The organism is Paenarthrobacter sp. Z7-10, from assembly GCF_026932795.1.
Taxonomy (GTDB): domain Bacteria; phylum Actinomycetota; class Actinomycetes; order Actinomycetales; family Micrococcaceae; genus Arthrobacter_M.
This window is the reverse complement of record NZ_JADPVH010000005.1, coordinates 1-24,755: the sequence shown is the minus strand read 5'-3', so window position 1 is coordinate 24,755 and position 24,755 is coordinate 1. Positions and strand designations below refer to the sequence as shown.

34 protein-coding genes and 2 pseudogenes are annotated in these 24,755 nt (G+C 61.8%); 33 read left to right on the top strand and 3 right to left on the bottom strand.

Annotation, left to right across the window (positions count from 1 at the left end):
* Positions 1–116: 116 nt before the first annotated feature.
* From tuf to map, 24 genes are all read left to right on the top strand, one after another.
* Positions 117–1,307 (top strand): elongation factor Tu, encoded by a 1,191-nt coding sequence (tuf, locus tag IV498_RS02665; RefSeq protein WP_269045005.1) that lies wholly within the window; start codon positions 117–119, stop codon positions 1,305–1,307.
* Between the two features lie 445 nt (positions 1,308–1,752).
* A complete protein-coding gene (gene rpsJ / locus IV498_RS02660; RefSeq protein ID WP_038464699.1) occupies positions 1,753–2,061 on the top strand; it encodes a 30S ribosomal protein S10 in 309 nt (102 codons plus the stop codon).
* A gap of 17 nt (positions 2,062–2,078) precedes the next feature.
* Positions 2,079–2,729 carry a 50S ribosomal protein L3 gene (gene rplC, locus IV498_RS02655; protein WP_269045004.1) on the top strand — a complete coding sequence of 217 codons (651 nt, stop codon included), beginning with the start codon at positions 2,079–2,081 and terminating at the stop codon, positions 2,727–2,729.
* Positions 2,730–2,732: 3 nt separating this feature from the next.
* Positions 2,733–3,443, top strand: a complete 711-nt coding sequence (gene rplD, locus IV498_RS02650; RefSeq protein ID WP_269045003.1) for a 50S ribosomal protein L4 — start codon at positions 2,733–2,735, stop codon at positions 3,441–3,443.
* Positions 3,440–3,745, top strand: coding sequence for a 50S ribosomal protein L23 (gene rplW, locus IV498_RS02645; RefSeq protein ID WP_269045002.1), 306 nt, complete (start codon positions 3,440–3,442; stop codon positions 3,743–3,745). Before rplD ends, rplW begins: the two co-directional genes overlap by 4 nt.
* A 30-nt stretch (positions 3,746–3,775) precedes the next feature.
* Complete coding sequence (gene rplB / locus IV498_RS02640) at positions 3,776–4,615, top strand: 50S ribosomal protein L2 (RefSeq protein ID WP_269045001.1); 840 nt, start codon at positions 3,776–3,778, stop codon at positions 4,613–4,615.
* A 12-nt stretch (positions 4,616–4,627) separates the two neighbouring features.
* Entirely contained in the window at positions 4,628–4,909 is a 282-nt protein-coding gene (gene rpsS / locus IV498_RS02635) for a 30S ribosomal protein S19 (RefSeq protein ID WP_196396945.1), read from the top strand.
* Between the two features lie 38 nt (positions 4,910–4,947).
* Positions 4,948–5,313, top strand: coding sequence for a 50S ribosomal protein L22 (gene rplV / locus IV498_RS02630; protein WP_269045000.1), 366 nt, complete (start codon positions 4,948–4,950; stop codon positions 5,311–5,313).
* Positions 5,314–6,192, top strand: coding sequence for a 30S ribosomal protein S3 (gene rpsC / locus IV498_RS02625; protein WP_269044999.1), 879 nt, complete (start codon positions 5,314–5,316; stop codon positions 6,190–6,192).
* Entirely contained in the window at positions 6,193–6,609 is a 417-nt protein-coding gene (gene rplP / locus IV498_RS02620) for a 50S ribosomal protein L16 (RefSeq protein WP_269044998.1), read from the top strand.
* A gap of 2 nt (positions 6,610–6,611) precedes the next feature.
* On the top strand, positions 6,612–6,938 hold the full coding sequence (gene rpmC / locus IV498_RS02615) for a 50S ribosomal protein L29 (protein WP_269044997.1): 327 nt from the start codon (positions 6,612–6,614) through the stop codon (positions 6,936–6,938).
* A gap of 11 nt (positions 6,939–6,949) precedes the next feature.
* Positions 6,950–7,258: a 30S ribosomal protein S17 gene (rpsQ, locus tag IV498_RS02610; protein WP_442951266.1), complete on the top strand. Its 309-nt coding sequence runs from the start codon at positions 6,950–6,952 to the stop codon at positions 7,256–7,258.
* Between the two features lie 210 nt (positions 7,259–7,468).
* Positions 7,469–7,837, top strand: coding sequence for a 50S ribosomal protein L14 (rplN, locus tag IV498_RS02605; RefSeq protein ID WP_269044996.1), 369 nt, complete (start codon positions 7,469–7,471; stop codon positions 7,835–7,837).
* Positions 7,838–7,840: 3 nt separating this feature from the next.
* Positions 7,841–8,215, top strand: coding sequence for a 50S ribosomal protein L24 (rplX, locus tag IV498_RS02600; protein WP_269044995.1), 375 nt, complete (start codon positions 7,841–7,843; stop codon positions 8,213–8,215).
* On the top strand, positions 8,212–8,808 hold the full coding sequence (rplE, locus tag IV498_RS02595) for a 50S ribosomal protein L5 (protein WP_269044994.1): 597 nt from the start codon (positions 8,212–8,214) through the stop codon (positions 8,806–8,808). Before rplX ends, rplE begins: the two co-directional genes overlap by 4 nt.
* A 112-nt stretch (positions 8,809–8,920) precedes the next feature.
* Positions 8,921–9,319: a 30S ribosomal protein S8 gene (gene rpsH, locus IV498_RS02590; protein WP_269044993.1), complete on the top strand. Its 399-nt coding sequence runs from the start codon at positions 8,921–8,923 to the stop codon at positions 9,317–9,319.
* An 18-nt stretch (positions 9,320–9,337) separates the two neighbouring features.
* A complete protein-coding gene (rplF, locus tag IV498_RS02585; RefSeq protein ID WP_269044992.1) occupies positions 9,338–9,874 on the top strand; it encodes a 50S ribosomal protein L6 in 537 nt (178 codons plus the stop codon).
* A gap of 2 nt (positions 9,875–9,876) precedes the next feature.
* Positions 9,877–10,248 carry a 50S ribosomal protein L18 gene (gene rplR, locus IV498_RS02580; RefSeq protein WP_269044991.1) on the top strand — a complete coding sequence of 124 codons (372 nt, stop codon included), beginning with the start codon at positions 9,877–9,879 and terminating at the stop codon, positions 10,246–10,248.
* A 26-nt stretch (positions 10,249–10,274) separates the two neighbouring features.
* Positions 10,275–10,994, top strand: coding sequence for a 30S ribosomal protein S5 (gene rpsE, locus IV498_RS02575; protein WP_269045072.1), 720 nt, complete (start codon positions 10,275–10,277; stop codon positions 10,992–10,994).
* A complete protein-coding gene (rpmD, locus tag IV498_RS02570; RefSeq protein ID WP_269044990.1) occupies positions 10,994–11,206 on the top strand; it encodes a 50S ribosomal protein L30 in 213 nt (70 codons plus the stop codon). The genes rpsE and rpmD overlap by 1 nt, the downstream gene beginning before the upstream one ends.
* Positions 11,207–11,208: 2 nt before the next feature.
* Positions 11,209–11,715 carry a 50S ribosomal protein L15 gene (rplO, locus tag IV498_RS02565; protein ID WP_269044989.1) on the top strand — a complete coding sequence of 169 codons (507 nt, stop codon included), beginning with the start codon at positions 11,209–11,211 and terminating at the stop codon, positions 11,713–11,715.
* 209 nt (positions 11,716–11,924) lie between these two features.
* Positions 11,925–13,250 (top strand): preprotein translocase subunit SecY, encoded by a 1,326-nt coding sequence (gene secY / locus IV498_RS02560; protein ID WP_269045071.1) that lies wholly within the window; start codon positions 11,925–11,927, stop codon positions 13,248–13,250.
* Positions 13,251–13,255: 5 nt separating this feature from the next.
* Positions 13,256–13,828, top strand: coding sequence for an adenylate kinase (locus IV498_RS02555; RefSeq protein WP_269045070.1), 573 nt, complete (start codon positions 13,256–13,258; stop codon positions 13,826–13,828).
* A gap of 77 nt (positions 13,829–13,905) precedes the next feature.
* Positions 13,906–14,745, top strand: a complete 840-nt coding sequence (map, locus tag IV498_RS02550; protein WP_269044988.1) for a type I methionyl aminopeptidase — start codon at positions 13,906–13,908, stop codon at positions 14,743–14,745.
* Positions 14,746–14,827: 82 nt separating this feature from the next.
* Here map and IV498_RS02545 read toward each other — a convergent pair whose 3' ends face one another.
* From IV498_RS02545 to IV498_RS02535, 3 genes and pseudogenes are all read right to left on the bottom strand, one after another.
* Positions 14,828–16,195 (bottom strand): ABC transporter substrate-binding protein, encoded by a 1,368-nt coding sequence (locus IV498_RS02545; protein WP_269044987.1) that lies wholly within the window; start codon positions 16,193–16,195, stop codon positions 14,828–14,830.
* A 63-nt stretch (positions 16,196–16,258) separates the two neighbouring features.
* Entirely contained in the window at positions 16,259–17,146 is an 888-nt protein-coding gene (locus IV498_RS02540; RefSeq protein WP_269044986.1) for a carbohydrate ABC transporter permease, read from the bottom strand.
* Positions 17,143–18,144, bottom strand: a pseudogene (locus IV498_RS02535) (carbohydrate ABC transporter permease). Before IV498_RS02535 ends, IV498_RS02540 begins: the two are co-directional and overlap by 4 nt.
* 263 nt (positions 18,145–18,407) lie before the next feature.
* On the opposite strand from IV498_RS02535, the gene IV498_RS02530 reads away from it, so the two are divergent.
* From IV498_RS02530 to IV498_RS02490, 9 genes and pseudogenes are all read left to right on the top strand, one after another.
* Positions 18,408–19,409 carry a P1 family peptidase gene (locus IV498_RS02530; protein ID WP_269045069.1) on the top strand — a complete coding sequence of 334 codons (1,002 nt, stop codon included), beginning with the start codon at positions 18,408–18,410 and terminating at the stop codon, positions 19,407–19,409.
* A 258-nt stretch (positions 19,410–19,667) separates the two neighbouring features.
* Positions 19,668–19,889 carry a translation initiation factor IF-1 gene (gene infA, locus IV498_RS02525; RefSeq protein WP_011775571.1) on the top strand — a complete coding sequence of 74 codons (222 nt, stop codon included), beginning with the start codon at positions 19,668–19,670 and terminating at the stop codon, positions 19,887–19,889.
* Between the two features lie 30 nt (positions 19,890–19,919).
* Positions 19,920–20,033, top strand: coding sequence for a 50S ribosomal protein L36 (gene rpmJ, locus IV498_RS02520; protein ID WP_011775570.1), 114 nt, complete (start codon positions 19,920–19,922; stop codon positions 20,031–20,033).
* A 225-nt stretch (positions 20,034–20,258) separates the two neighbouring features.
* Entirely contained in the window at positions 20,259–20,636 is a 378-nt protein-coding gene (gene rpsM / locus IV498_RS02515; protein WP_269044985.1) for a 30S ribosomal protein S13, read from the top strand.
* Between the two features lie 124 nt (positions 20,637–20,760).
* Positions 20,761–21,162 carry a 30S ribosomal protein S11 gene (gene rpsK / locus IV498_RS02510; protein WP_269044984.1) on the top strand — a complete coding sequence of 134 codons (402 nt, stop codon included), beginning with the start codon at positions 20,761–20,763 and terminating at the stop codon, positions 21,160–21,162.
* Between the two features lie 150 nt (positions 21,163–21,312).
* Positions 21,313–22,323 (top strand): DNA-directed RNA polymerase subunit alpha, encoded by a 1,011-nt coding sequence (locus tag IV498_RS02505; RefSeq protein WP_269044983.1) that lies wholly within the window; start codon positions 21,313–21,315, stop codon positions 22,321–22,323.
* Positions 22,324–22,407: 84 nt separating this feature from the next.
* Positions 22,408–23,019 (top strand): 50S ribosomal protein L17, encoded by a 612-nt coding sequence (gene rplQ, locus IV498_RS02500; protein WP_269044982.1) that lies wholly within the window; start codon positions 22,408–22,410, stop codon positions 23,017–23,019.
* A 51-nt stretch (positions 23,020–23,070) separates the two neighbouring features.
* Positions 23,071–23,961, top strand: coding sequence for a tRNA pseudouridine synthase A (locus IV498_RS02495; RefSeq protein ID WP_269044981.1), 891 nt, complete (start codon positions 23,071–23,073; stop codon positions 23,959–23,961).
* 168 nt (positions 23,962–24,129) lie between these two features.
* A pseudogene (locus IV498_RS02490) lies at positions 24,130–24,755 on the top strand (hypothetical protein); the annotation flags it as partial.

Below are 24,755 nucleotides of genomic sequence, written 5' to 3'. Positions count from 1 at the left end.
ACCAGCTCAACCTGAATTTCATCAAAACCCCAAGCCCCCAGTAGACTTGCTGGAGCTTCAGTAGCGAAAAGCGCCGCTGATCAGTAAGTCTTCTCAAAACGTTCTAGGAGGAACCTGTGGCAAAGGCAAAGTTCGAGCGGACTAAGCCGCACGTTAACATCGGCACCATCGGTCACGTTGACCATGGAAAGACGACGCTGACGGCCGCCATCTCCAAGGTACTGTACGACAAGTACCCGAAGATCAATGAGCAGCGCGATTTCGCGTCCATTGACTCAGCTCCTGAGGAGAAGCAGCGCGGCATCACGATCAACATTTCCCATGTTGAGTACCAGACCGAGAAGCGTCACTATGCGCATGTTGATGCGCCGGGCCACGCTGACTACATCAAGAACATGATCACCGGTGCTGCCCAGATGGACGGTGCAATCCTGGTGGTTGCGGCGACTGACGGTCCGATGGCTCAGACCCGCGAGCATGTTTTGTTGGCCCGCCAGGTTGGTGTCCCCTATCTGCTGGTGGCGCTGAACAAGTCGGACATGGTCGACGACGAAGAGCTCCTGGACCTGGTCGAAATGGAGGTCCGTGAGCTGCTCAGCTCGCAGGGCTTCGACGGCGACGAGGCACCGGTTGTCCGCGTTTCGGGCCTGAAGGCTCTCGAAGGCGATCCGGTATGGGTCAAGTCCGTTGAGGACCTGATGGATGCCGTTGACAACAACGTTCCGGATCCGATCCGCGACAAGGACAAGCCGTTCCTGATGCCGGTTGAAGATGTCTTCACCATCACCGGCCGCGGCACCGTCGTGACGGGCCGCGCCGAGCGCGGAACCCTCAAGATCAACTCTGAGGTTGAGATTGTCGGAATCCGTCCGGTCCAGAAGACCACGGTGACCGGTATCGAGATGTTCCACAAGCAGCTCGACGAGGCATGGGCCGGCGAGAACTGTGGTCTGCTGCTTCGTGGCATCAAGCGTGAAGACGTGGAGCGCGGCCAGGTTATCGTCAAGCCGGGTTCCATTACCCCGCACACCGATTTCGAGGCCAACGTCTACATCCTGGCGAAGGACGAAGGCGGGCGTCACAACCCGTTCTACTCCAACTACCGTCCGCAGTTCTACTTCCGCACCACGGACGTCACAGGCGTCATTTCCCTGCCCGAGGGCACGGAAATGGTCATGCCTGGCGACAACACCGAAATGACGGTGGCGCTGATTCAGCCCATCGCCATGGAAGAAGGCCTCGGCTTCGCCATCCGCGAGGGTGGCCGCACCGTTGGTTCGGGACGTGTCACCAAGATCGTCAAGTAATTAACTGATCGTTCCAAAGAGCGCCCGGCCACTTCGGTGGACGGGCGCTCTTTGGTGCCGATACCCCAGGCCGGCCGGAATCGTGCGAATTGGCTTTTGCCCCTCGAATCCGGCATACTGGATAAGTTGTTCAAGCGCTTCTTCGCGTCCCGGTCGAGATAATGCTCGGTGTCAGGGTCCAAGCTGGAGTCCAAACATAACCCACCCCGGCAGCCGGTATCCCCGGTATGTGTGCGTGTTTGCGGAGTACCCGCGACACGCCCGACCGCGGGGGTCGGAGCTTCGGCGGAGTGAGGAACCCGGAAATGTCCGGATTCAGTCCGTTGGGAGCGTGGCTTTCAGGCCACAGCATTACGGGTAAGTAAAGAGTGTTAGTCAGCAGTGCTGGTACGCAGGGCATTAGGTTCCGCAAAGCACTAAGTCGCAGAAAGAGAGTCACGACGCCATGGCGGGACAAAAAATCCGCATCCGGCTGAAGTCATATGACCATGAGGTCATTGACGTATCAGCCCGGAAGATCGTTGAGACGGTCACGCGCGCAGGCGCAACGGTGGTTGGCCCAGTGCCGCTGCCGACGGAAAAGAACATTTACTGCGTGATCCGCTCACCGCATAAATACAAGGACAGCCGCGAGCACTTTGAAATGCGCACGCACAAGCGTCTGATCGACATTATCGACCCCACGCCCAAGGCCGTTGACTCGCTGATGCGTCTCGACCTGCCTGCCGACGTGAACATCGAAATCAAGCTCTAGGGAGGTGCAGAGAAACTATGACCGTTAGCCGCAATATCAAGGGCATCCTGGGCACGAAGCTCGGCATGACCCAGGTTTGGGACGAGAACAACCGGCTGGTGCCGGTAACCGTTGTCCAGGCCGATTCCAACGTCATCACACAGCTGCGCAACGCCGCTGTTGATGGTTACACCGCCGTTCAGATCGGCTACGGCCAGATCGATCCCCGCAAGGTGACCAAGCCGCTGGCCGGTCACTTTGACAAGGCCGGTGTTACCCCCCGCCGCCATGTCGTCGAGCTTCGCACCGCGGACGCCGACAGCTATGCCCTCGGCCAGGAGCTCTCCGTGGAGATCTTCGAAGCCGGCCAGAAGGTCGACGTCGTCGGCACTTCAAAGGGTAAGGGCTTCGCCGGTGTTATGAAGCGCCACGGTTTCCACGGTGTCGGTGCCTCACACGGTGCCCACAAGAACCACCGTAAGCCCGGCTCCATCGGTGGCGCATCCACCCCCAGCCGCGTTTTCAAAGGCGTGCGCATGGCCGGCCGCATGGGTGGCGTCCGGCACACCACGCTGAACCTCACGGTTCACGGCGTTGACGCTGAGAAGTCGCTGCTGCTCATCAAGGGTGCCGTTCCCGGCGCCCGCGGACAGGTCGTCCTCGTGCGCACCGCCGTGAAGGGAGCATAACCAATGGCTGCTGCATCCAGTGCCAATACCGTATCAAACGACAATACTGTCGCCGTTGACCTGCCCGCGGAGATTTTCGACGTGCAGACCAACGTGCCTCTGCTGCACCAGGTTGTTGTGGCTCAGCTTGCTGCCGCACGCCAGGGCACGCACAAGACCAAGACCCGCGCCGAGGTTTCCGGTGCCGGCCGCAAGCCGTTCAAGCAGAAGGGTACCGGCCGGGCCCGCCAGGGTTCCATCCGTGCTCCTCACATGACCGGCGGTGGCGTCGTCCACGGTCCCACACCGCGTGACTACTCCCAGCGCACGCCCAAGAAGATGAAGGCCGCTGCCCTGCGTGGCGCCCTCTCCGATCGGGCACGCAACGGCCGCATCCATGTGATCTCCGAATTGGTGGGTGGCACGAAGCCGTCCTCCAAGGACGCGATGGCAACGCTGCGGGCCGTGTCCGAGCGCAAGAACTTGCTGGTTGTGTTGGAGCGGGCCAACGATGTTGGCGCGCTGTCGGTACGCAACCTAACGGACCTGCACGTGCTCTACGCGGATCAGTTGAACACCTATGACGTGCTCGTCAGCGACGATGTCATCTTCACCAAGGCTGCTTACGACGTTTTCGTCTCCGGCAAGGCTGCATCCGAGGCATTTGCTTCCAGTGCACTGCTCGGTGCGGTTGACCTCGAAGCTGCACAAGCAACCGAGGAGGACGCCAAGTGAGCGCCGCCACCATCAAGGATCCCCGCGACGTGGTCATTGCACCAGTCGTGTCGGAAAAGAGCTACGGTCTGATCGACGAAGGTAAATACACCTTCCTGGTTGACCCGCGCTCAAACAAGACCGAAATCAAGCTCGCCGTGGAGAAGATTTTCTCCGTCAAGGTCGAATCGGTCAACACCATCAACCGTGCCGGTAAGCGCAAGCGCACCAAATTCGGATGGGGACAGCGCAAGAACACCAAGCGCGCCATAGTGTCTCTCAAAGAAGGCACTATCGACATCTTCGGCGGTCCGCTTTCATAAGCGGAGACCACTTTAACGAGGAAATGAATCATGGGAATCCGTAAATACAAGCCGACAACCCCGGGCCGTCGAGGCTCGAGCGTTGCCGACTTCGCAGAAATCACGCGGTCGACGCCGGAGAAGTCTTTGGTCCGTCCGCTCCCCAAAAAGGGTGGCCGCAATAACACCGGTCGTATCACGACCCGTCACAAGGGCGGTGGCCACAAGCGCCAGTACCGCCTGATTGACTTCCGTCGTCACGACAAAGACGGTGTTAACGCCCGCGTTGCAGAGATCGAGTACGATCCGAACCGCACCGCGCGCATTGCACTGCTGCACTATGTTGATGGCACCAAACGGTACATCATCGCTCCGAACAAGCTCAAGCAGGGTGACTTTGTTGAGGCCGGCGCCAGCGCCGACATCAAACCGGGCAACAACCTGCCGCTGCGCAACATCCCGGTGGGTACTGTTATCCACGCCGTGGAGCTGCGTCCCGGAGGCGGGGCCAAGATGGCCCGCTCCGCCGGAGCATCAACCCAGCTCGTTGCCAAGGAAGGCCGCTTCGCTCAGCTGCGGCTGCCAAGCGGGGAAATCCGCAACGTCGACGTGCGCTGCCGTGCCACGATCGGCGAGGTCGGCAACGCCGAGCAGTCGAACATCAACTGGGGCAAGGCCGGCCGTAACCGCTGGAGGGGCATCCGTCCCACCGTGCGTGGTGTGGCCATGAACCCGGTTGACCACCCGCATGGTGGTGGTGAGGGTAAGACTTCCGGTGGTCGTCACCCGGTCAACCCGAACGGTAAGCCCGAGGGCCGTACCCGGCGCCCCAACAAAGAGAGCGACAAACTCATTGTGCGTCGCCGTCGTACTGGCAAGAACAAGCGATAGGAGCCTGGACACATGCCACGCAGCCTGAAGAAGGGTCCTTTCGTAGACCAGCACCTCTTTGTCAAGGTAGCTAAGGAAAACGAAAAGGGCACCAAGAACGTCATTAAGACCTGGTCCCGCCGCTCGATGATCATCCCGGACATGCTGGGACACACGATCGCCGTGCACGACGGCCGCAAGCACATCCCCGTGTTTGTGACCGAGTCGATGGTCGGGCACAAGCTCGGCGAATTCGCTCTGACGCGGACTTTCCGCGGCCATGTGAAGGACGACCGTAAGGGCAAGCGCCGCTAGGCGCCTGCGTTTACGGCTAAGACGAGAGAAGGATAGCAATGGAAGCCAAGGCAATTGCGCGTCATATTCGCGTAACGCCTATGAAGGCCCGGCGCGTCGTCAACCTGATTCGTGGCAAGCAGGCGAATGAGGCATTGGCGATTCTGAAGTTTGCCCCGCAGGCAGCTTCGGAGCCGGTTTTCAAGGTACTCCAGTCCGCAGTGGCTAACGCCCGCGTGCTGGCAGACCGCGACAGCGTCGCTTTCGATGAAGGCGATCTGTTCATCAGCGAGGCATTCGTTGATGAGGGCCCCACCATGAAGCGGTTCCAGCCGCGTGCCCAGGGCCGCGCATTCCGCATCAGAAAGCGCAGCAGCCACATCACCGTGGTCGTCGCAACCCCGGAGAAAGAGGAGGCTCGCTAAGTGGGACAGAAAGTAAACCCGCATGGGTTCCGACTCGGCATCACCACGGACCACGTTTCGCACTGGTTCGCCGACAGCAACAAGCCCGGCCAGCGTTACAAGGACTTCGTCCGCGAAGACATCAAGATCCGCGCACTCATGTCCACGGGCATGGAACGCGCCGGCATCTCCAAGGTCGAGATCGAGCGCACCCGCGATCGTGTCCGGGTGGATATCCACACCGCGCGTCCGGGCATCGTCATCGGCCGCCGGGGCGCCGAGGCTGACCGCATCCGCGGTGAGCTGGAGAAGCTGACCGGCAAGCAGGTGCAGCTGAACATTTTGGAAGTCAAGAATCCGGAAGCGGACGCTCAGCTGGTGGCCCAGGGCATCGCCGAGCAGCTGACCTCACGTGTGGCCTTCCGCCGCGCGATGAAGAAGGCCATGCAGTCCGCCCAGCGCGCCGGCATCAAGGGCATCCGTGTCGCTTGTGCAGGCCGTTTGGGTGGCGCTGAAATGTCCCGCACCGAGTTCTACCGCGAAGGTCGTGTGCCGCTGCACACCCTGCGCGCCAACATCGATTACGGCTTCTTCGAAGCCAAGACGGTATTTGGCCGCATTGGTGTCAAGGTCTGGATCTACAAGGGCGACATGACCTCCAAGGAGTTGGCTGCGCAGGCGGCCGCAGCTCCGTCCAGGGGTCGTGCACCTCGCCGTGACGGCGATGGTGGACCTCGCAGGGACAGCGCACCGCGCGGCGGAGACCGTGCTGGCGACCGCCGTCGTACCGAGCGCCCGCAGGGTGAGTCCGCGGAGGGCGCAGCTCCGGCAGCGGCCCCCGTGAACGCTGCTCCCGCGGCACAGGCGGCTGCTCCGGCAGCAGAAGGAGGACAGGCTTAAATGCTTATCCCACGTCGAGTCAAGTTCCGTAAGCAGCACCACCCGACCCGTTCGGGCCAGGCCACCGGTGGCACCAAGGTCACCTTTGGTGAGTACGGCATCCAGGCGCTGACGCCGGCTTACGTGACGAACCGTCAGATCGAGTCCGCTCGTATCGCCATGACCCGCCACATCAAGCGTGGCGGAAAGGTCTGGATCAACATCTATCCGGACCGTCCGTTGACCAAAAAGCCTGCCGAAACCCGCATGGGATCCGGTAAGGGTTCGCCGGAGTGGTGGATCGCCAATGTCAAGCCGGGCAGGGTTTTGTTTGAGATCTCCGGTGTCAGTGAAGAGGTAGCTCGCGAGGCTCTGCGCCTGGCAATTCACAAGCTGCCGTTGAAGGCACGCATTCTGCGTCGCGAAGGTGGTGACTAGAAATGGCAGTTGGGTCCAAGGAACTTGCACCTGCACAGCTGGACGGATTCGATAACGAGCGTCTGGTCGAGGAACTCCGCAAGGCTAAGGAGGAGCTGTTCAACCTCCGTTTCCAGTCGGCCACCGGTCAGCTGGATAACCACGGACGTCTGCGCACAGTCAAGCGCGACATTGCCCGGATTTACACGGTGATGCGGGAGCGCGAGCTGGGCATCCGCCCGGCCGTGGCCGCCGCACCAGTGGTTGAGCCGGAGGCCGAAAAGAAGGCTGTCAAGGCAACCAAGAAGGTTTCCAAGAAGGCTGACAAGTCTGAGGAGGACGCCAAGTGAGCACCGAAAACGTGAGCACGGAAAAGAAGGACGCACCCGTGGCTGACACCTCGGCAACGACCGTGCTCAAGCGCAATGATCGGAAGTCGCGCCGCGGCTATGTGGTCTCGGACAAGATGGAAAAGACCATCGTCGTTGAGGTCGAAGATCGCGTCAAGCACGCTTTGTACGGTAAGGTTATTCGTCGCACGTCAAAGGTCAAGGCCCACGACGAGCAGAACGCCGCCGGCATCGGCGACCTTGTTCTGATCAGTGAGACCCGGCCGTTGTCCGCCACCAAGCGGTGGCGTCTGGTCGAGGTCCTCGAAAAGGCGAAGTAAGACAAACCGAGTACTTCCTGCCCTCGCACGCGCCGTAAAAGGTGGTAGGGCACCCCGGGCCCCCGTGGCGCGGGGACCCAATGCATGCGGCGTCCGCGCGGCATGCATTGGGAGGCCGTGGGGACCGTTCTGGACACCAGACGGTCCATGAGACAAATATCCGTTCCGCCAGGCTCGAGCAGAGAACCGGCGCGACGACAGGAGCAATAAGTGATTCAGCAGGAGTCGCGGCTTAAGGTCGCCGACAACACGGGGGCCAAGGAAATCTTGACCATCCGCGTTCTCGGTGGATCCGGGCGCCGCTACGCAGGCATCGGCGACGTTATCGTCGCCACCGTCAAGGATGCTATTCCGGGCGGCAACGTAAAGAAGGGCGACGTCGTTAAGGCTGTCATCGTCCGCACCAAGAAGGAACGCCGCCGCGCGGATGGTTCCTACATCAAGTTTGACGAGAACGCGGCGGTGCTGTTGAAGAACGACGGCGATCCCCGCGGCACTCGTATCTTCGGCCCGGTGGGCCGCGAGCTGCGTGACAAGAAGTTCATGAAAATCATCTCGCTGGCTCCGGAGGTGCTGTAGCTGATGTCAAGGATCAAACTGAAGATCAAGAAGGGTGACCTGGTTCAGGTCATCACCGGCGCCAAGCAGGAGCGTGGCGGTGACCGTGGTAAGCAGGGCAAGGTTCTGCGCGTATACCCGGAAACCAACCGCGTACTGGTTGAGGGCATCAACCGCGTGACCAAGCACACCAAGGTGGGCCAGTCGCAGCGCGGCACCAAGACCGGTGGAATCGAGACCGTTGAGGCCACGATCCACATCTCCAACGTGGCCGTGGTGGACCCGTCCACCAAGAAGCCGACCCGGGTTGGCTACCGTACCGAGTCTGTCGAGCGCGACGGCCGCACGCGGAACGTTCGCGTCCGCGTTGCCAAAAGCTCCGGGAAGGACCTGTCATGAGTGCTGCTGTGTCTGAAACTGCATCCGAAAATGATGCCTCAAAGATCACACCCCGCCTGAAGGCCCGTTATGCCGCGGAGATCAAGGCGACACTGCTGGAGCAGTTCTCCTACACGAACGTCAACCAGGTTCCCCGCCTCGTCAAGGTCGTTGTGAATATGGGTGTTGGAGATGCCGCAAAGGACTCCAAGCTGATCGATGGCGCCGTCCGCGATCTGACCCTCATCACCGGCCAGAAGCCGCAGGTGACGAAGGCCCGCAAATCCATCGCCCAGTTCAAGCTGCGTGAAGGCATGCCGATCGGCGCGCACGCAACTCTGCGCGGGGACCGGATGTGGGAATTCGTGGACCGCCTGGTGACGTTGGCGTTGCCGCGTATCCGCGACTTCCGCGGCCTCAGCGGCAGGCAGTTCGACGGGAACGGTAACTACACCTTCGGTCTGACCGAGCAGGTTATGTTCCACGAGATCGACCAGGATTCCATTGACCGCGTCCGCGGTATGGACATCACGGTTGTTACCACCGCAAAGACCGATGACGAAGGCCGTGCGCTGCTGAAGGCGCTTGGTTTCCCGTTCAAGACCGAAGATTAATAATCTACGTAACAGGTCCGGTGGCCGGTTGGCTGCAGCGGCAAGGGTTTCTGACCCCCGCCGCCGCAGCCGAGGGCCAAAGGAAACCGTTTCGAGGAAGGGCTGAAGCCCAATGACAATGACCGATCCTGTCGCAGATATGCTTACGCGTCTGCGCAACGCAAACTCGGCTTACCACGATTCCGTGACCATGCCGTACAGCAAACTTAAAGGGCACGTTGCAGACATTCTTAAGGCGCAGGGCTACATCGCTGCCTGGAAGGTCGAAGACGCCGAGGTTGGCAAGAAGCTCACCCTGGACCTGAAGTTTGGCCCGAACCGCGAGCGTTCCATTGCCGGAATCCGCCGCATTTCCAAGCCCGGACTGCGCGTCTACGCAAAGTCGACCAACCTGCCGCATGTGCTCGGTGGGCTGGGTATCGCCATACTGTCGACGTCCTCCGGTCTGCTGACCGACCGTCAGGCCGCTAAGAAGGGTGTAGGTGGGGAAGTCCTCGCCTACGTCTGGTAGCAGGGAAGGGAAAGAAAAATGTCACGTATTGGACGTCTCCCCATCTCCGTGCCTGCCGGCGTGGATGTCAAAATCGACGGCAGCGTCGTTTCCGTCAACGGACCGAAGGGCGAACTTAGCCTCACGGTTGCCAACCCCATCGAGGTGGCCCTCGCCGACGGAACCGTCAGCGTCAGCCGTCCCAACGACGAACGCGCCTCCCGTGCACTGCACGGGCTGACCCGTACCCTCATTTCCAACCTGATCGTTGGTGTCACCGAGGGCTACGTGAAGCGGCTGGAAATCGTCGGAACCGGTTACCGCGTACAGGCTAAGGGCTCGGACCTTGAGTTCGCCCTCGGCTACAGCCACCCCGTTGCCGTCAAGGCACCGGTTGGCATCACCCTGACCGTTGAGAGCCCCACTAAGCTCTCGGTTGCCGGGATCAACAAGCAGCAGGTGGGTGAGGTTGCGGCCAACATCCGCAAGCTCCGGAAGCCAGACCCGTATAAGGGTAAGGGCATCCGCTACGCCGGCGAGATCATCCGCCGCAAGGTCGGAAAGGCTGGTAAGTAATCATGGCACTGTCCGTAAAAGGCAAGTCCAAGTCAGCAGCACGCGGCCGCCGCCACCTGCGGGTCCGTAAGCGCATCACCGGAACCGCGGTACGTCCGCGCCTGGTGGTCAACCGGTCCGCACGCCACGTCTTTGTCCAGGTTGTCGATGACAGCCAGGGCATCACCGTCGCTTCGGCCTCAACTCTCGAAGCCGATCTGCGAGCTTTCGACGGCGACAAGACCGCTAAGGCCAAGCGCGTTGGCGAACTGGTTGCCGAGCGCGCCAAGAAGGCCGGTATTGAAGCCGTCGTCTTCGACCGCGGAGGCAACAAGTACCACGGCCGTATTGCGGCCGTCGCCGACGGCGCACGCGAAGGTGGGCTGGCACTGTGAGCGAAAATACCAACAAGGAGAACACTGTGTCCGAAGCCAGTGCAGAGGGCACCGTAACAGCCGCAGCGGCAACCAAGACTGCAGCGGCGGAGACGACAGCCGGCACCGCCGCTGCCGGCACCGACGACCGCCGCGGTGCACGCCGTGACGGTGGCCGTGGTGGCCGCGAAGGTGGCCGGGGCGAGCGTGGTGGCCGTGGTGGCCGTGACGGTGGCCGCGAAGAGAAGAACCAGTTCATTGAAAAGGTTGTCAACATCAACCGAGTGGCCAAGGTGGTCAAGGGTGGGCGTCGCTTCAGCTTCACCGCCCTGGTCATCGTCGGTGACGGCAATGGCATGGTCGGCGTCGGCTACGGCAAGGCCAAGGAAGTTCCCGCGGCCATCGCCAAGGGTGTTGAAGAGGCCAAGAAAACCTTCTTCCGCGTCCCGCGTGTCGGCGGCACCATTCCGCACCAGGTTCAGGGTGAAGCTGCCGCTGGGGTTGTCCTGCTGCGTCCGGCATCACCGGGTACGGGTGTTATTGCCGGTGGACCGGTCCGCGCGATCCTGGAGTGCGTGGGCATCCACGACGTCCTTTCCAAGTCGCTCGGTTCCTCCAACGCCATCAACATTGTGCACGCTACGGTTGACGCGCTGAAGCGGCTCGAAGAGCCCGCGTCAGTGGCTGCACGCCGTGGTCTGCCGATGGATGAAGTTGTTCCTCCGGCTTTGCTGCGTGCCCTGCAGAATCAGAAGGTGGGTGCGTAATGACTACCCCAAAGAATGTCCAGGTTTCCGGGAAGCAGCTGGAAATCACTCAGATCAGGTCCACCATCGGTGGCAAGCAGAACCAGAAGGACACCCTTCGCTCACTGGGTCTCAAGCACATCGGCGACTCCGTCGTCCGTACGGCTGACGCAGTGACCGTTGGCATGATCAATACGGTTCCGCACCTCGTAATGGTTGAGGAGGCGAAATAATCATGGCAACTCAGAAGAACACCGACTCCGAGGCAGCAACTACGCAGACGCAGGTTGCCCCGAAGCAGTCGACCCTCAAGATCCACCACCTGCGCCCTGCCCCGGGTGCCAAGACCGTCAAGACCCGCGTGGGTCGCGGTGAAGGTTCCAAGGGTAAGACCGCGGGCCGTGGTACCAAGGGTACGAAGGCGCGTTACCAGATCAAGGCCGGATTTGCCGGTGGCCAGTTGCCACTGCATATGCGCCTGCCGAAGCTGCGCGGCTTCAAGAACCCGTTCCGGGTGGAATTCCAGGTTGTCAACCTGGAAAAGCTGTCCGAGCTGTTCCCCGAGGGTGGCACCGTCACCGTGGAGAACCTGGTTGAAAAGGGTGCGGTCCGCAAGAACCAGCCCGTCAAGGTGCTTGGTACCGGTGACATCACCGTCAAGGTGAACGTCACGGCCAACGCTTTTTCCTCCAGCGCGGCGGCGAAGATCGCTGCAGCAGGCGGAAGCACCACGGAGCTCTAAGGTTCCGCAGGAACACGCTCCAGCGACTAGACTCTTGGTGAGCAGGATAAGCTCCTGCTCACCAGGAGTTTTTGGTATCCAAGGACTTTCAGCGGTTCCGCGGGCGGGCAGACACAGTTTTCCGCCGCCGGTCACCGCTCCCGTTAGAATCAGTTGTTGGGCTTCAATAACTGGAATTCCCCGTGACTAATGAAACTTCAGGAGGACGCTTGCTTACCGCATTTGGCCGCGCCTTTCGCACGCCTGATCTGCGACGCAAGTTGTTGTTCACGCTGGCAATAATCGCAATCTTCCGCTTGGGCGCCTTCATTCCCTCGCCCGGCGTGAACTATCACAACGTCCAGGCCTGCCTGAACAATGCCAACACGAACCAGGGCATCTATCAGCTCGTCAACCTGTTCAGCGGCGGTGCCCTGCTGCAGGTCTCCGTGTTTGCGCTGGGCATCATGCCCTACATCACCGCCAGCATCATCGTCCAGCTGCTGCGGGTGGTCATCCCCCGCTTCCAGGAACTCCATCTGGAGGGCGCACAGGGGCAGGGGCAACTCACCCAGTACACCCGGTACCTGACCATCGCCCTGGGCCTGCTGAACGCGACCACTCTGGTGACGCTTGCGCGATCCGGCCAGCTGCTGGGAAATTGTGGTGCGGCCGGTACGCCAACCGCCATCATCCCCAATGACAGCCTGATCACCACCGTCCTGCTGATCATCACCCTGACCGCTGGCACCGGTCTGATCATGTGGATGGGCGAGCTCGTCACCGAGAAGGGGGTCGGGAACGGGATGTCCCTGCTCATCTTCATCGCCATCGCTGCCCGTTTCCCCACCTCGCTCGGCGAGATCATCAAGACCAAGGGCTGGGGAGTTTTCCTGGCGGTTCTGCTGATCGGTCTGCTGGTCGTGGCGCTGGTGGTCTTCGTGGAGCAGTCCCAGCGTCGTGTCCCCGTTCAGTACGCCAAGCGGATGATCGGGCGCAGGACCATGGGGGGAACCAGCACGTACATCCCGATCAAGGTCAACATGGCCGGCGTTATCCCGGTGATCTTCGCATCCTCGATGCTCTACCTGCCCGCGCTGCTGGCTCAGTTTGCTACACCGCATGATGGCAAACCGGCGCCGGAATGGGTCAACTGGATCACGGCCAACCTGACCAAGGGTGACCATCCGCTGTACATGTTGCTTTACTTTGTGCTGATCGTCTTCTTCACCTATTTCTACGTGGCGATCACCTTCGATCCGACCGAAGTTTCGGACAACATGAAGAAGTACGGCGGTTTCATTCCGGGCATCCGGGCCGGCAAGCCTACTGCGGACTATCTGCAGTACGTTTCGTCCCGCATCACGCTGCCCGGTGCCGTGTACCTCGGTTTTGTGGCGCTTATTCCGTTGATCGCCCTGGTGCTGATCCAGGCGAACCAGAACTTCCCGTTTGGCGGCACCTCGCTGCTGATCATCGTCGGCGTGGGTCTGGAAACGGTGAAACAGATCGATGCCCAGCTGCAACAACGGCACTACGAAGGGTTATTGCGATGACGAGAATGCTGATAATCGGTCCGCCAGGATCGGGCAAAGGTACACAGGCGGAACGGATATCGGCACGTCTCGGGGTCGTGGCTATTTCCACCGGCGACATCTTCCGGGCCAACGTCAAGGGCGAAACTGCCCTTGGGCTGGAAGCCAGGAAGTACATGGACAACGGTGACTTCGTGCCGGACAGCGTGACGAACAAGATGGTGCGCGAGCGGCTGCAGCAGCAGGATGCCCTTGAAGGCTTTTTGCTGGACGGCTATCCGCGGACCACCGCGCAGGTGCAGGAGCTCGATGACATCCTGGCCGCGGAGGATCGCAAGCTCGATGTGGTCCTGCAGTTGACGGCGGACGACGCCGAACTGGTCAAGCGTCTGTTGGGCCGGGCCAAGGACGACGGGCGCAGCGACGACAACGAGACGGTGATCCGGCATCGGCTGGATCTTTACCACGAGCAGACCGAAGCCGTGGTGGGCAAGTATGCGGATCGGGGCATTCTGACCCAGGTGGACGGCATCGGTGCCATGGATGTGGTCACCGATCGCGTGCTCAGGGCCATCGAGAAGGCACGGGCCGCCTACTAGGACCCGACTTCAATTTGGCGAGGCTCCTCCCGTCTCCGGGGGGAGCCTCGCTTTTTTCAGTATCGAAAGGACAACCGATGGCATTCGGACAGCCCCGCATCGAATACAAGTCCAACGCCCAGATGCGCGTCATGACCCAGGCGGGCCTGGTGCTCAGCCGCGCCCTCGATGCAGTGTTGGCTGCCGCAGCTCCGGGGATTAGCACGGCTGAACTCGACGCGGTCTTCGCAGGCATTCTCAAGGATGCCGGCGCCACGTCCAACTTCCTGGGTTACCACGGCTTTCCGGCAACGGTCTGCACCTCGGTCAACGAAGAGGTTGTGCACGGCATCCCCTCCGGCCGTGTGCTGCGCGCCGGGGACATTCTTTCGGTCGATGGTGGTGCGATCGTGGACGGCTGGCATTCGGACTCGGCCCGGACCACCATCGTCGGCGGCCCGGCCTCGGAGGATCCAGCAGACCGCCGGCTTTCGGACATTACCGAGGAAGCCATGTGGCGCGGAATCGCGGCCGTGGCGCAGGGCAAGTTTGTCTCCGACATCGGCTCCGCCATTGATGACTATGTCAGTTCGCTGCCCGGCGGAGCGCTGGGGATTTTGGAAGACTATGTGGGCCACGGAATCGGCTCGCAGATGCACATGGCCCCCGACGTGCTCAATTACCGGTCCAACCACCGGGGTCCACGGCTGCGGCCAGGCTTGTGCCTGGCCATCGAGCCGATGCTGGTCCGCGGTAACCTCGAGACGAAGGTGCTCGATGACGATTGGACGGTCATCACTGCCGATGGGGCGCGCGCGGCGCACTGGGAACATTCCGTCGCTGTGCACGAGGCGGGCATCTGGGTGCTTTCGGCCGACGACGGCGGCGCGGCGCGGCTCGCGCCGTTAGGTGTTGTGCCGGTTCCCGTGCCGCACTAGGATCGCCGACAGCAGGGGCGGTGGGTTGGCCTGCGCCGACCCACCGCCCGTTAGCTTCGCGGCCGCTCTGCGGCGGCAAGGCTCAGGACTTCAGTTTTGGCTTGACGTCCTTGTTGTAGATTCCTTCCAGAGTCCCCTTCAGGTCCGTCATGGTGGCCTTGACATCGGCCTTCTGGTTCATGAACTTCGCGGCCGACTTAGCCATTTCCTGATCTGCGCCCGGCAGGAAGACCCGGGCGTAGTCCTGGCTTTTGGTGACCTTGAGCTGGTCCAGGGCCACCTGGATCTCCGGTGTCTTGGCGATCACGTCCTTCATGTCCGCGGTGGTGCGGACCGGCATGTAACCTGTTGCCGCCGAGAACTGCGCCGTACTTGAGGCGTTGGTCATGAAGGAGATGAACTTGGCTGCAGCCAACTGGCGCTCCGGTGAGGTCTTTTTGGCAATCACGAGGCCGGAACCTCCGGTCGGGCACACGGGGGAGGCCGAGACAGGGCCGCCCGGCAGGAAGCCCACGCCGATGTTCATGTTCTTGGCCTTGGCTGCTTTGATCGTTCCCACCAGGTCACCGGTGGAGCTGACTGTGGCGCTGACGGCGCCGGCTGTCATGTCCGAGACGGCGTCCTTGGATGATACTCCAGCCCAGTTGTCCTTGTTGATCGTGTCCTGCACCCACTGCAGGGCCTTGACCGACGGGTCCGAGTCGCAGGTGATGTCCCATTGATTGGACCAGCCCCCGCCATAACCCCAGAGCACGTTCTGCAGCGTCCAACCGGCGTACCCGGCCAGTGCCGGATACTGGTAGACGTTCGTGTAGCCCGGGGCAGAGGCATTGGCGGCCTTGATTTTCGGGGCCCATTGGGCGAACTCGTCCCACGTCTTTGGGGCCCGGTCCGGCAGGCCAGCCTTCTTGAAATGATCCTTGTTGTAGTAGAACAACGGCGTCGAACGGGCGTAGGGCACCGCCCAGTGCGCGTCGTTGTACTTGTAGTCGTCGAAAAGGGTGGTGTTGTAGTCCGAGGTCTTGTCCGAGACGGCCTTCAGAATGTCATCCACCGGAACAATCGTGGAGGACAGGGTGTAGCGGAACCACCAGACGTCGGAGGCCACCACGACGTCGGGGACATTGTTGCCTGCCTGGGAGGTCTGGAACTTTTGCGCCACCTCCTCGTAGTTGGCGCCGCCAGTAATCAGATCCACCTTGATGTCGGGGTTTTCCTTTTGGAACGCCTCGATCAACTTCTGCTCAATGGGCTGAGAGGTTCCGGGATGGCTGGACATAAAGGAGATTTTTGCGGCCGGCTTGACCTTGGACCAGTCCGTGTTCGCCGCAGATTTGGCGGCGCCGCCGCCGCCACTCGTGTTGGGTCCTCCACATCCGGACAGGGCCGTCGCGCCAAGTCCAAGGGCGGTCAGGGCCATGAAGTGCCGGCGATCGAATTGTGTTGACATGCGGTGCTGCCTTTCGTAGATTCCCCTGTTTGATGCGGTGTCCCGTTGCCGTGCTGCGCACTGCTAGCCGGTGACTGACCCTTGCGTCAGGCCGGCGACAATGTAACGCTGCAGGGCCGCGAAGATAATCAGAATGGGGATGATCACGATCACGGCACCGGCCATCAGGATGCCCCAGGCCTGGCTGCCGCTGTCGCTGTTGGCCAGCAGTGTCAGACCGACTGGAAGAGTCATCATCTGTGGGTTGTCGATGACGATCAGCGGCCAGATATAGTCATTCCACTCGGTGACAATCGTCACCAGGGCGACAGTGGCAATGGTCGGTACGGAGATCGGAAACACGATCTTCCACAGCCGGGTCCAGTGGTTTGCGCCGTCGATCTCCGCCGATTCCAGGATCGAGGCCGGAAGTGTCAGGAAGTGCTGACGCAGCAGGAAGGTCCCAAAGGCGGTGCCCAGCCCGGGCAGAATGATGCCCCAATACGTGTTCAGCCCGCCCAAGCCGGCGATCAGCACGTAGTTGGGAAGCACCGACACCTGCGGGGGAACCATCAGGGCCACCAGGATCAGCAGGAAAATGGCCCGCTTGAACGGGAACCGGATGAAGACCAACGCATAGGCGGTCACCACCGCGAGCGTGCATTTGATAACGGAGGCGATGCTGGTGACGATGACACTGTTGAGGAAAAAGCGGGCAAAAGGAACGGTTGTTGCCGCGTCCACATAGTTCTGCATGGTGGGGTTTTGTGGCAGTACCTTCAATTGGGTGGTGACAATTTCCCCGGGTGTCTTCAGCGATGACAGGATCATCCAGGCCAGCGGCAGGAATACCACCAGTGTGGTGATCAGCAGCGGGAGGTAACCGCCGAGCACGGTTTTGGTGATGTTCTGTTTGGACAGGGGCCGGTCGCGCCGCGTCGGTGCGGTGCCGGCACTGGTCAGGGCGGTCATGAATAGTGGACCTTTCGCTCAACGAAGCGCAGCTGCAGCCCCGTCACCACCAACAGCAGGACAAAGAGCACCACGGAAATGGCGGCCGAGTAGCCGGCCCTGTTGTAGGTGCTGAAGGCCTGCAGGTAGGCCTCAAAGATCAGTGTGCTGGTGCCATTACCGGTCGGGGTCATGATCCGGATGATGTCGAAGGCCTGCAGTGAACTGAGCAATGAGGTGATCAGGATAAAAAAAGTTGTGGGCGAAAGCAGCGGAAGCGTAACCGAGACGAACCGGCGGAAATTACCGGCGCCGTCGAGGGCGGCAGCCTCCATCAGATCCTTCGGCATCGACTGCAGGCCGGCCAGGTAGATTACTGCGCAATATCCAAGGTTCTTCCAGACGTAGACGATGATGACCATCCACAGGGCGAGCTTGGGATCGTTGATCCACTGCGGGCTGGACGTTCCGACGCTGCGCAGGATCCAGGACAATACGCCGTACACGGGATCAAATATAAACAGCCACACCAGCCCAACACCGACACCGGAGAGCACGTAGGGTGCGAAAACTGCGGACCGGGCAAACCCGCGGCCCTTAACATTGAGGTTTAGCGCGATGGCGACGAACAGACCCAGCACCATGGCACCGCCAACAGTGGCAAGCGTAAAGATGGCGGTCGTGCCCAGCACCGCTGAGGCATCGGATGAGGTAAAGAATTATATGTAATTGCCCAGTCCCACCGAAATGGCGTCGGGTGCTCCAAGCGTCCAGTCGAGGGTGGAGTAATACATATTGGTAAACAGCGGGCGGTAGGTAAAGACCGCAATAAGCACGATGTTCGGCAGGGCGAATGCCAGGAAAATCAGTGCATCGCGCCTGGTCCGCGGAGTCCAGTACTTGGACCGTCTGGGCGGGCGCCCACCGTTGCTCCCGCCGCCGGAAGAAAACTTCACTGGCGGTGGAGCGGCCCTCTGCCCGGATCCGGGCCGGGGTCCGGAAGTGCTGAGCCGGCTCATATCCACCCTCATTCTGGCCGGCCTCAGTCCGGCAATTGTGCTCGCTTCGTCCTGACCTACTTCACCATGGGAATTACCCGCAGAAATCCAAATATGGATTTCTTTTCCGCTGTTCCCTCAGTCTTCACTGCGCGTTCACCGAGGTGCCTTGACGGTATCCGCCTTCGGCACGATCTACAAGGGGTAATCAGGTAATCTCCACCTTTTGTCCGGACATGGCCCGCAAACTTGGTGCGGCGGCCAGCCCGGCAGACAATACAGTCATGAAGAACACGCTGGGATCCATTACTGATGTACCCGGAATCCGGATCGGTCAGGTCCAGCGCATCGGGGCCGGCTGGCTGTCGGGGGTGAGCGTGGTGCTGCCGCCGCCCGGGACAATTGGCTCCGTCGATGTCCGTGGCGGCGGTCCCGGGACCCATGAAACCGATGCTCTTGACCCGACCACGCTGGTTCCCACGGTCGACGCCGTCGTCCTGACGGGTGGCAGCGCCTACGGGCTGGCAGCGGCGGCCGGAGTGCAGAACTGGTGCGAAGAACAGGGGAGAGGGTTCGCCGTTCCCGGTGGCGTGGTCCCGATTGTGCCGGCGGCGGCGGTCTTTGATTTGGGCCGCGGCGGGGACTTCGCGGCACGGCCGGATGCGGCGATGGGCTATCTGGGAGCGGCCGCCGCTGGCGTGTCGGAACCGTTTGCCGTCGTCGCCCGTGGCAATGTCGGTGCCGGAACCGGTGCAGCGCTGGGCGGCGGCAGATTCAAGGGCGGCACGGGATCCGCCTCGCTGCGGCTCTCCGGTACGAATTCATCCGTCGTCGTTGGAGCTCTTGCGGTTGTCAATGCGGCTGGCTTGCCCTGGCCGCCGCCGCCCGTGGCGCAAGGCGCAACGCAGCCCGAACCGGGCACGGCGGATTTGAACACGGCGGGGCTGAACACGACGGGGCTGAACACGACGCTGGTGGTGGTGGCGACAAATGCCGTGCTCACCGTCGCGGAAGCCAAACGGACGGCGACGGCGTCCCATGCCGGCATGGCGAGGGCGCTGAGCCCCGTCCACACGTTGGCGGACGGAGATACCATCTTTACCCTGGCCACTGGCGAAGTGACATTGGACAGCGGGCCGGCGGCTGGCGTCCGCGCCAGAATAGAACTGCAGGCCACAGCTGCTGAAGTGGTCCGGCTGGCCATCCTGGACGGAATTGGCCAAGCCCAATCCATCCGCACCTCCGCTGGCGTCCTGCCGGCTTGGACGATGGAGAACAGCGAGTGACGGCTCGGCGATTTAACTTATCGGGGCCCATGAAGTAGAGTTGTTTGTTGGTTGTCTGCGCTCCCATGTGCCTTCTGCCGCCTCCTTAAACTGAACATGATATTCCTGTGTTCCAGTTCAATTTCGGGCGTGGAAAGTTCTGCGGTGCAAACCGTGGAGTCATGGGCGCAGTTCACATCCAATCCAGTAGTAAACGTAGCCCTCCGTGGAGATCTTTACCAGATCAAAGCGCGGGACCGAACAAAGTTAGCGGAGGATATGGCCAAGAAAGACGGGGTCATTGAGATCGAGGGCGTTGTGACTGAGGCTTTGCCTAATGCGATGTTTCGCGTTGAGCTGACCAACAAGCACGTCGTTCTCGCACATATCTCAGGAAAAATGCGCCAGCACTACATTCGTATCCTTCCTGAGGACCGGGTAGTGGTGGAGCTGAGCCCTTACGACCTCACACGTGGTCGTATTGTCTACCGCTATAAATAATCAAACCTGCAAACCACGCAAAGGAATGCCATGAAGGTCAAGCCGAGCGTCAAGCAGATCTGCGACAAGTGCAAGGTGATTCGCCGTAACGGGCGGGTCATGGTGATCTGCGAGAACCCGCGCCACAAGCAGCGCCAGGGCTAATTTTCCCGCACGGAAAATTACCCGGGTCCTGCCCACGTCAGTATGAAACACAGTATGAAAAGCTGCCCGGCTTGTCCGGGTGCACAAGACAATAACGGCAGCACAAGCTGAGCCAAATGCCGGAACACGGTATGGCCGGCGTACCCCTGGTCGGAGGCCGGGGCCGCGCGGAACGCGCGGGTGTACTGCCTACGACCTCCGGTTTACACAAGGAGAACCGCCACTATGGCACGTCTCGCTGGCGTAGACCTTCCCCGCGAAAAGCGGTTGGAAGTAGCGCTTACATACATTTACGGCGTGGGTAAGACCCGTGCGCACAAGACCTTGGCTGACACCGGCATTTCGCCGGACGTCCGCGTGAAGGACCTGTCCGATGCTGAGATGGTTCAGCTGCGCGACTACATCGAGGGTAACTACAAGGTTGAGGGTGACCTTCGCCGCGAGGTGGCAGCCGACATCCGCCGCAAGGTGGAAATTGGCAGCTACCAGGGTATCCGCCATCGCCGCGGTATGCCCGTTCACGGCCAGCGCACCAAGACGAACGCCCGTACCCGTAAGGGACCGAAGCGGACCGTCGCCGGTAAGAAGAAGGCCACGCGCTAGTCCCGCACTTGCTGGCTCAAAGTCACTCAAGTGACTTGACGCCCATTGCAGGCGTGGGCCCACCCATCCGCGCTCGTTCAGAGCAGGATCGGGCCTAAACCAATAACTTTCTGTAGGAGAAATAATGCCCCCGAAGACTCGTGGAGCGGTTCGTAAGCCGCGTCGCAAGGATAAAAAGAACATTGCGCTCGGTCAGGCGCATATCAAGAGCACCTTTAACAACACCATCGTGTCCATCACGGATCCGAATGGCGCCGTCATCTCCTGGGCTTCCTCGGGCGAGGTCGGCTTCAAGGGCTCCCGCAAGTCCACCCCGTTCGCGGCCCAGATGGCCGCGGAAGCTGCTGCAAAGCGCGCTCAGGAGCACGGCATGCGCAAGGTCGACGTTTTCGTAAAGGGTCCCGGATCCGGTCGCGAAACGGCGATCCGTTCGCTGCAGGCCGCTGGACTGGAGGTCGGCTCCATTCAGGACGTCACCCCCAGTGCCCACAATGGCTGCCGTCCGCCGAAGCGCCGCCGCGTCTAAGGACGCCGCTGCCCGCGAAGCCCGTTCCCGTGCTGGCTGGAATTCCAGCCCGCAAGGGGCGGGCGGTTTCGGCGGGCGCCTAGTCCTGGACCGTTCTTTCCACCACCTGTGTTGCGTCATATAGCGGATGCTCGCTGAAAGGAAACCTAAGTGCTCATTGCACAGCGCCCCACCCTCTCCGAAGAAGTCGTTTCTGAAAACCGTTCCCGTTTCGTCATTGAACCGCTGGAACCGGGATTCGGTTACACCCTCGGAAACTCCCTCCGCCGCACGTTGCTGTCCTCCATCCCCGGCGCTGCTGTAACCAGCATTCGCATCGATGGTGTGCTGCACGAATTCACCACGGTTCCCGGTGTCAAGGAAGATGTCACTGAGATCATCCTGAACATCAAGAGCCTCTCCGTGTCTTCTGAGCACGACGAGCCGGTGGTGGCTTACCTGCGCAAGCAGGGCCCCGGTGTTGTCACGGCAGCGGACATTGCGCCGCCAGCCGGTGTCGAGTTCCACAACCCGGATCTGCATATTGCCACGCTGAACTCGAAGGGCAAGTTCGAGTTGGAGCTGACCATTGAGCGCGGCCGCGGTTATGTTTCGGCGTCGCAGAACAAGGCTGGCGACTCGGAGATCGGCCGCATTCCGGTCGACTCCATCTACTCGCCGGTGCTGAAGGTGACCTTCCGCGTTGAGGCCACCCGTGTTGAGCAGCGCACCGACTTCGACCGTCTGGTCGTTGACGTGGAGACGAAGGCAGCCATCGCCCCGCGCGACGCCATCGCCTCCGCCGGAACCACGCTGGTTGAGCTCTTCGGCCTGGCCCGTGAGCTGAACACCGCCGCTGAAGGCATCGAGATTGGCCCGTCACCGACGGACGCCGCTCTGGCTGCCGACATGGCGCTGCCGATCGAGGACCTGGACCTCACCGTCCGATCCTACAACTGCCTCAAGCGGGAGGGCATCCACTCCGTGGGTGAACTCGTGGCTCGCTCCGAGGCTGATCTGATGGACATCCGGAACTTCGGTGCCAAGTCCATCGACGAGGTCAAGGCGAAGCTGGTTGAGCTCGGTCTGTCCCTGAAGGATTCCCCTCCAGGCTTCGACCTCGCTGCCCGCGCCGCCGCCATCGACGAGAACGACGACGCTTTCGGCGACGACGAGCTCTAAAGACGAACACACTTCGGCCGGTCAGCTTCTTCCAGCGTCCTCTGGATGAAACTGGCCGGCCAACACTTGAGGAGAAAAAACACCATGCCTACCCCCACTAAGGGTCCGCGCCTCGGTGGTAGCCCGGCACACCAGCGACTGATGCTGGCTAACCTGGCCGCCGCTTTGTTTGAGCACAAGCGGATCACCACCACGGAAACCAAGGCCAAGCGCCTGAAGCCGTACGCCGAGCGTCTTGTCACCTTCGCCAAGCGCGGCGACCTGGCTTCCCGCCGTCGTGTGCTCGGTCTGATTAGCAACAAGGGCGTTGTCCACGAACTGTTCACCGACATTGCCAAGGCGGTGGAGAATCGCGAAGGCGGTTACACCCGCATTACGAAGATTGGTCCCCGCAAGGGCGACAATGCTCCGATGGCGGTTATTGAACTCGTGCTGGAACCGCTGAGCCCGAGGCAGGCCGTCGTCGCCGAAGCTGAAACCGCCGCTAAAGCTGCTCCGGCCAAGGCTGCCGCAGCGCCGGCGCCTGCCGTCGAAGACGAAGCAGCAACCGCCGTCGAGCCCGAAGAAACCGCCTCGGACGACGCTGCTGCTGCTCCCGAGCCGGCCGAAAGCGATGCTGTCGAAGCACAGGCACCGGCTGCCGAGACCCCTGACGCTCCGGAAGCTGACGCTCCGGCCGCCAAGGAAAAGAAGTAAGCACCTGTTGCCGATTTCTGCTTCGCGCAGGCCGCGACGTAGTTTTGAAGCATGAATGACCATAAGCCCGCCGTTCCCGTTGAAGGGGACGGCGGGCTTGTGCGTGTCCGCCTCGACGTGAGCTATGACGGCGGCCCCTTCAACGGCTGGGCAGTGCAGCCCGGCCTGCTGACCGTGCAGGGGTCCCTGGAGGAGTCGCTCGGTCTGCTCCTGCGTCGTCCCATTAGGGTCACTGTGGCGGGCCGGACCGATGCCGGAGTGCACGCCCGCGGGCAAGTGGTTCACTGTGACCTCAGCGCGGCTGAGTGGGATGGACTGCGGCGGGGCCACGACATGGATTCCGGCGTGGCACTTCTGCGGCGGCTCCGTGGAGCCCTCAGCCACACGCTGCGCCAGCTCTCCGGGGCTGTGGAGGTTCATGCGGCGTCGGTGGCTGCGCCGGGCTTTGACGCGCGTTTCTCTGCGTTGTGGCGGCGCTACAGCTACCGGGTGGCGGACACGGGCCTGCAGTGGGACCCGCTGCTGCGTCACAGCACGCTGTGGCACGGTGCGGCGCTCGACGTGGACCGGATGAACGACGGCGCCGAACGGCTGCTGGGATTGCGCGATTTTCGCGCCTTCGCCAAGCCGCGCGAGGGAGCGACTACCGTGCGCGAGCTGCAGCGCTTCGAGTTTGACCGCGCCGCGGACGGCATCATTTCCGTGACGGTGCAAGCTGATGCCTTTTGCCACAATATGGTGCGTTCGCTGGTCGGCTCAGCACTGGCTGTGGGCGAGGGGACCCAGCAACCGGAGTGGTTGCTTAAGCGCCTCAACACGCGGGCACGGGATGCCAAATCGGTGCTGGCCCCGCCGCATCCCCTCGTCTTGGAAGAAGTCAGGTATCCGGGGGCGGAAGAAATGCTGGGTCGTGCGCTCCTGACCAGAGCAAGGCGGCACTGAAGCTTCCGCGACAGCTGACGGCACGGACCGATGACGACGGCGGCCGTGAGCGCCAGCCGCGATCGGTCGTCCGGCAGGTCAGCGCCTCATCCAAACCTGAGCGGCGCCGAATCAGTGGGCTGTTGATGGCCGCTGAATAATGTCGGTGGGCGGCGGTAGCGTTGTTTTATGGACGACATCGGGAACCGGAAAGAGCGTGGGCGGGCTGCGCAGCTGCAGTCACCGCCGGTCTTCGCCCTGGCCTTGGGCGCTGTCCCAGCCCGGGTTCCGGCACCAGCCCGGGTTGCGGCGCCAGCCGCCGGACCTGCCCACGTCGCAGCCCCCGCCCGGGCCGCCGGGCCTGCCCACGTTACAGCCCCCGCCCGGGTTGCGGCACCAGCCGAGGGACCTGCCCGGGTTACAGGACCGGCTTGTTTGCCGGTACCGGTTTCGGGGGTGGCGGCCGTGCCGGTGGTTGCTGGCTGGGTGTCGGCGTTGGCGTGGTTGGATACTGGGGTTGATGATGCGGCCCTGATTGATCAGTTGCGGGTGTTGGAGGACTTGAAGTCCGCTGCTGCCGCGGCGCAGGCCCGGGCCGCGGTCGCCCTGGATGTTTCCCAGCGCCGGAGCCAGCACGCGGCGGGTGTCCCGGCTGATCAGTTGGGTCAAGGGGTCGGTGCGCAGGTCGCTTTGGCCCGGCGTGAGTCCCCGGCCAGCGGCGGGCGGCTGTTGGGGTTCGCCAAAGCCCTCGCCGAGATGCCGCATACCTTCACGGCCCTGTCCACCGGCAGGCTCAGTGAGTGGCGGGCCACGCT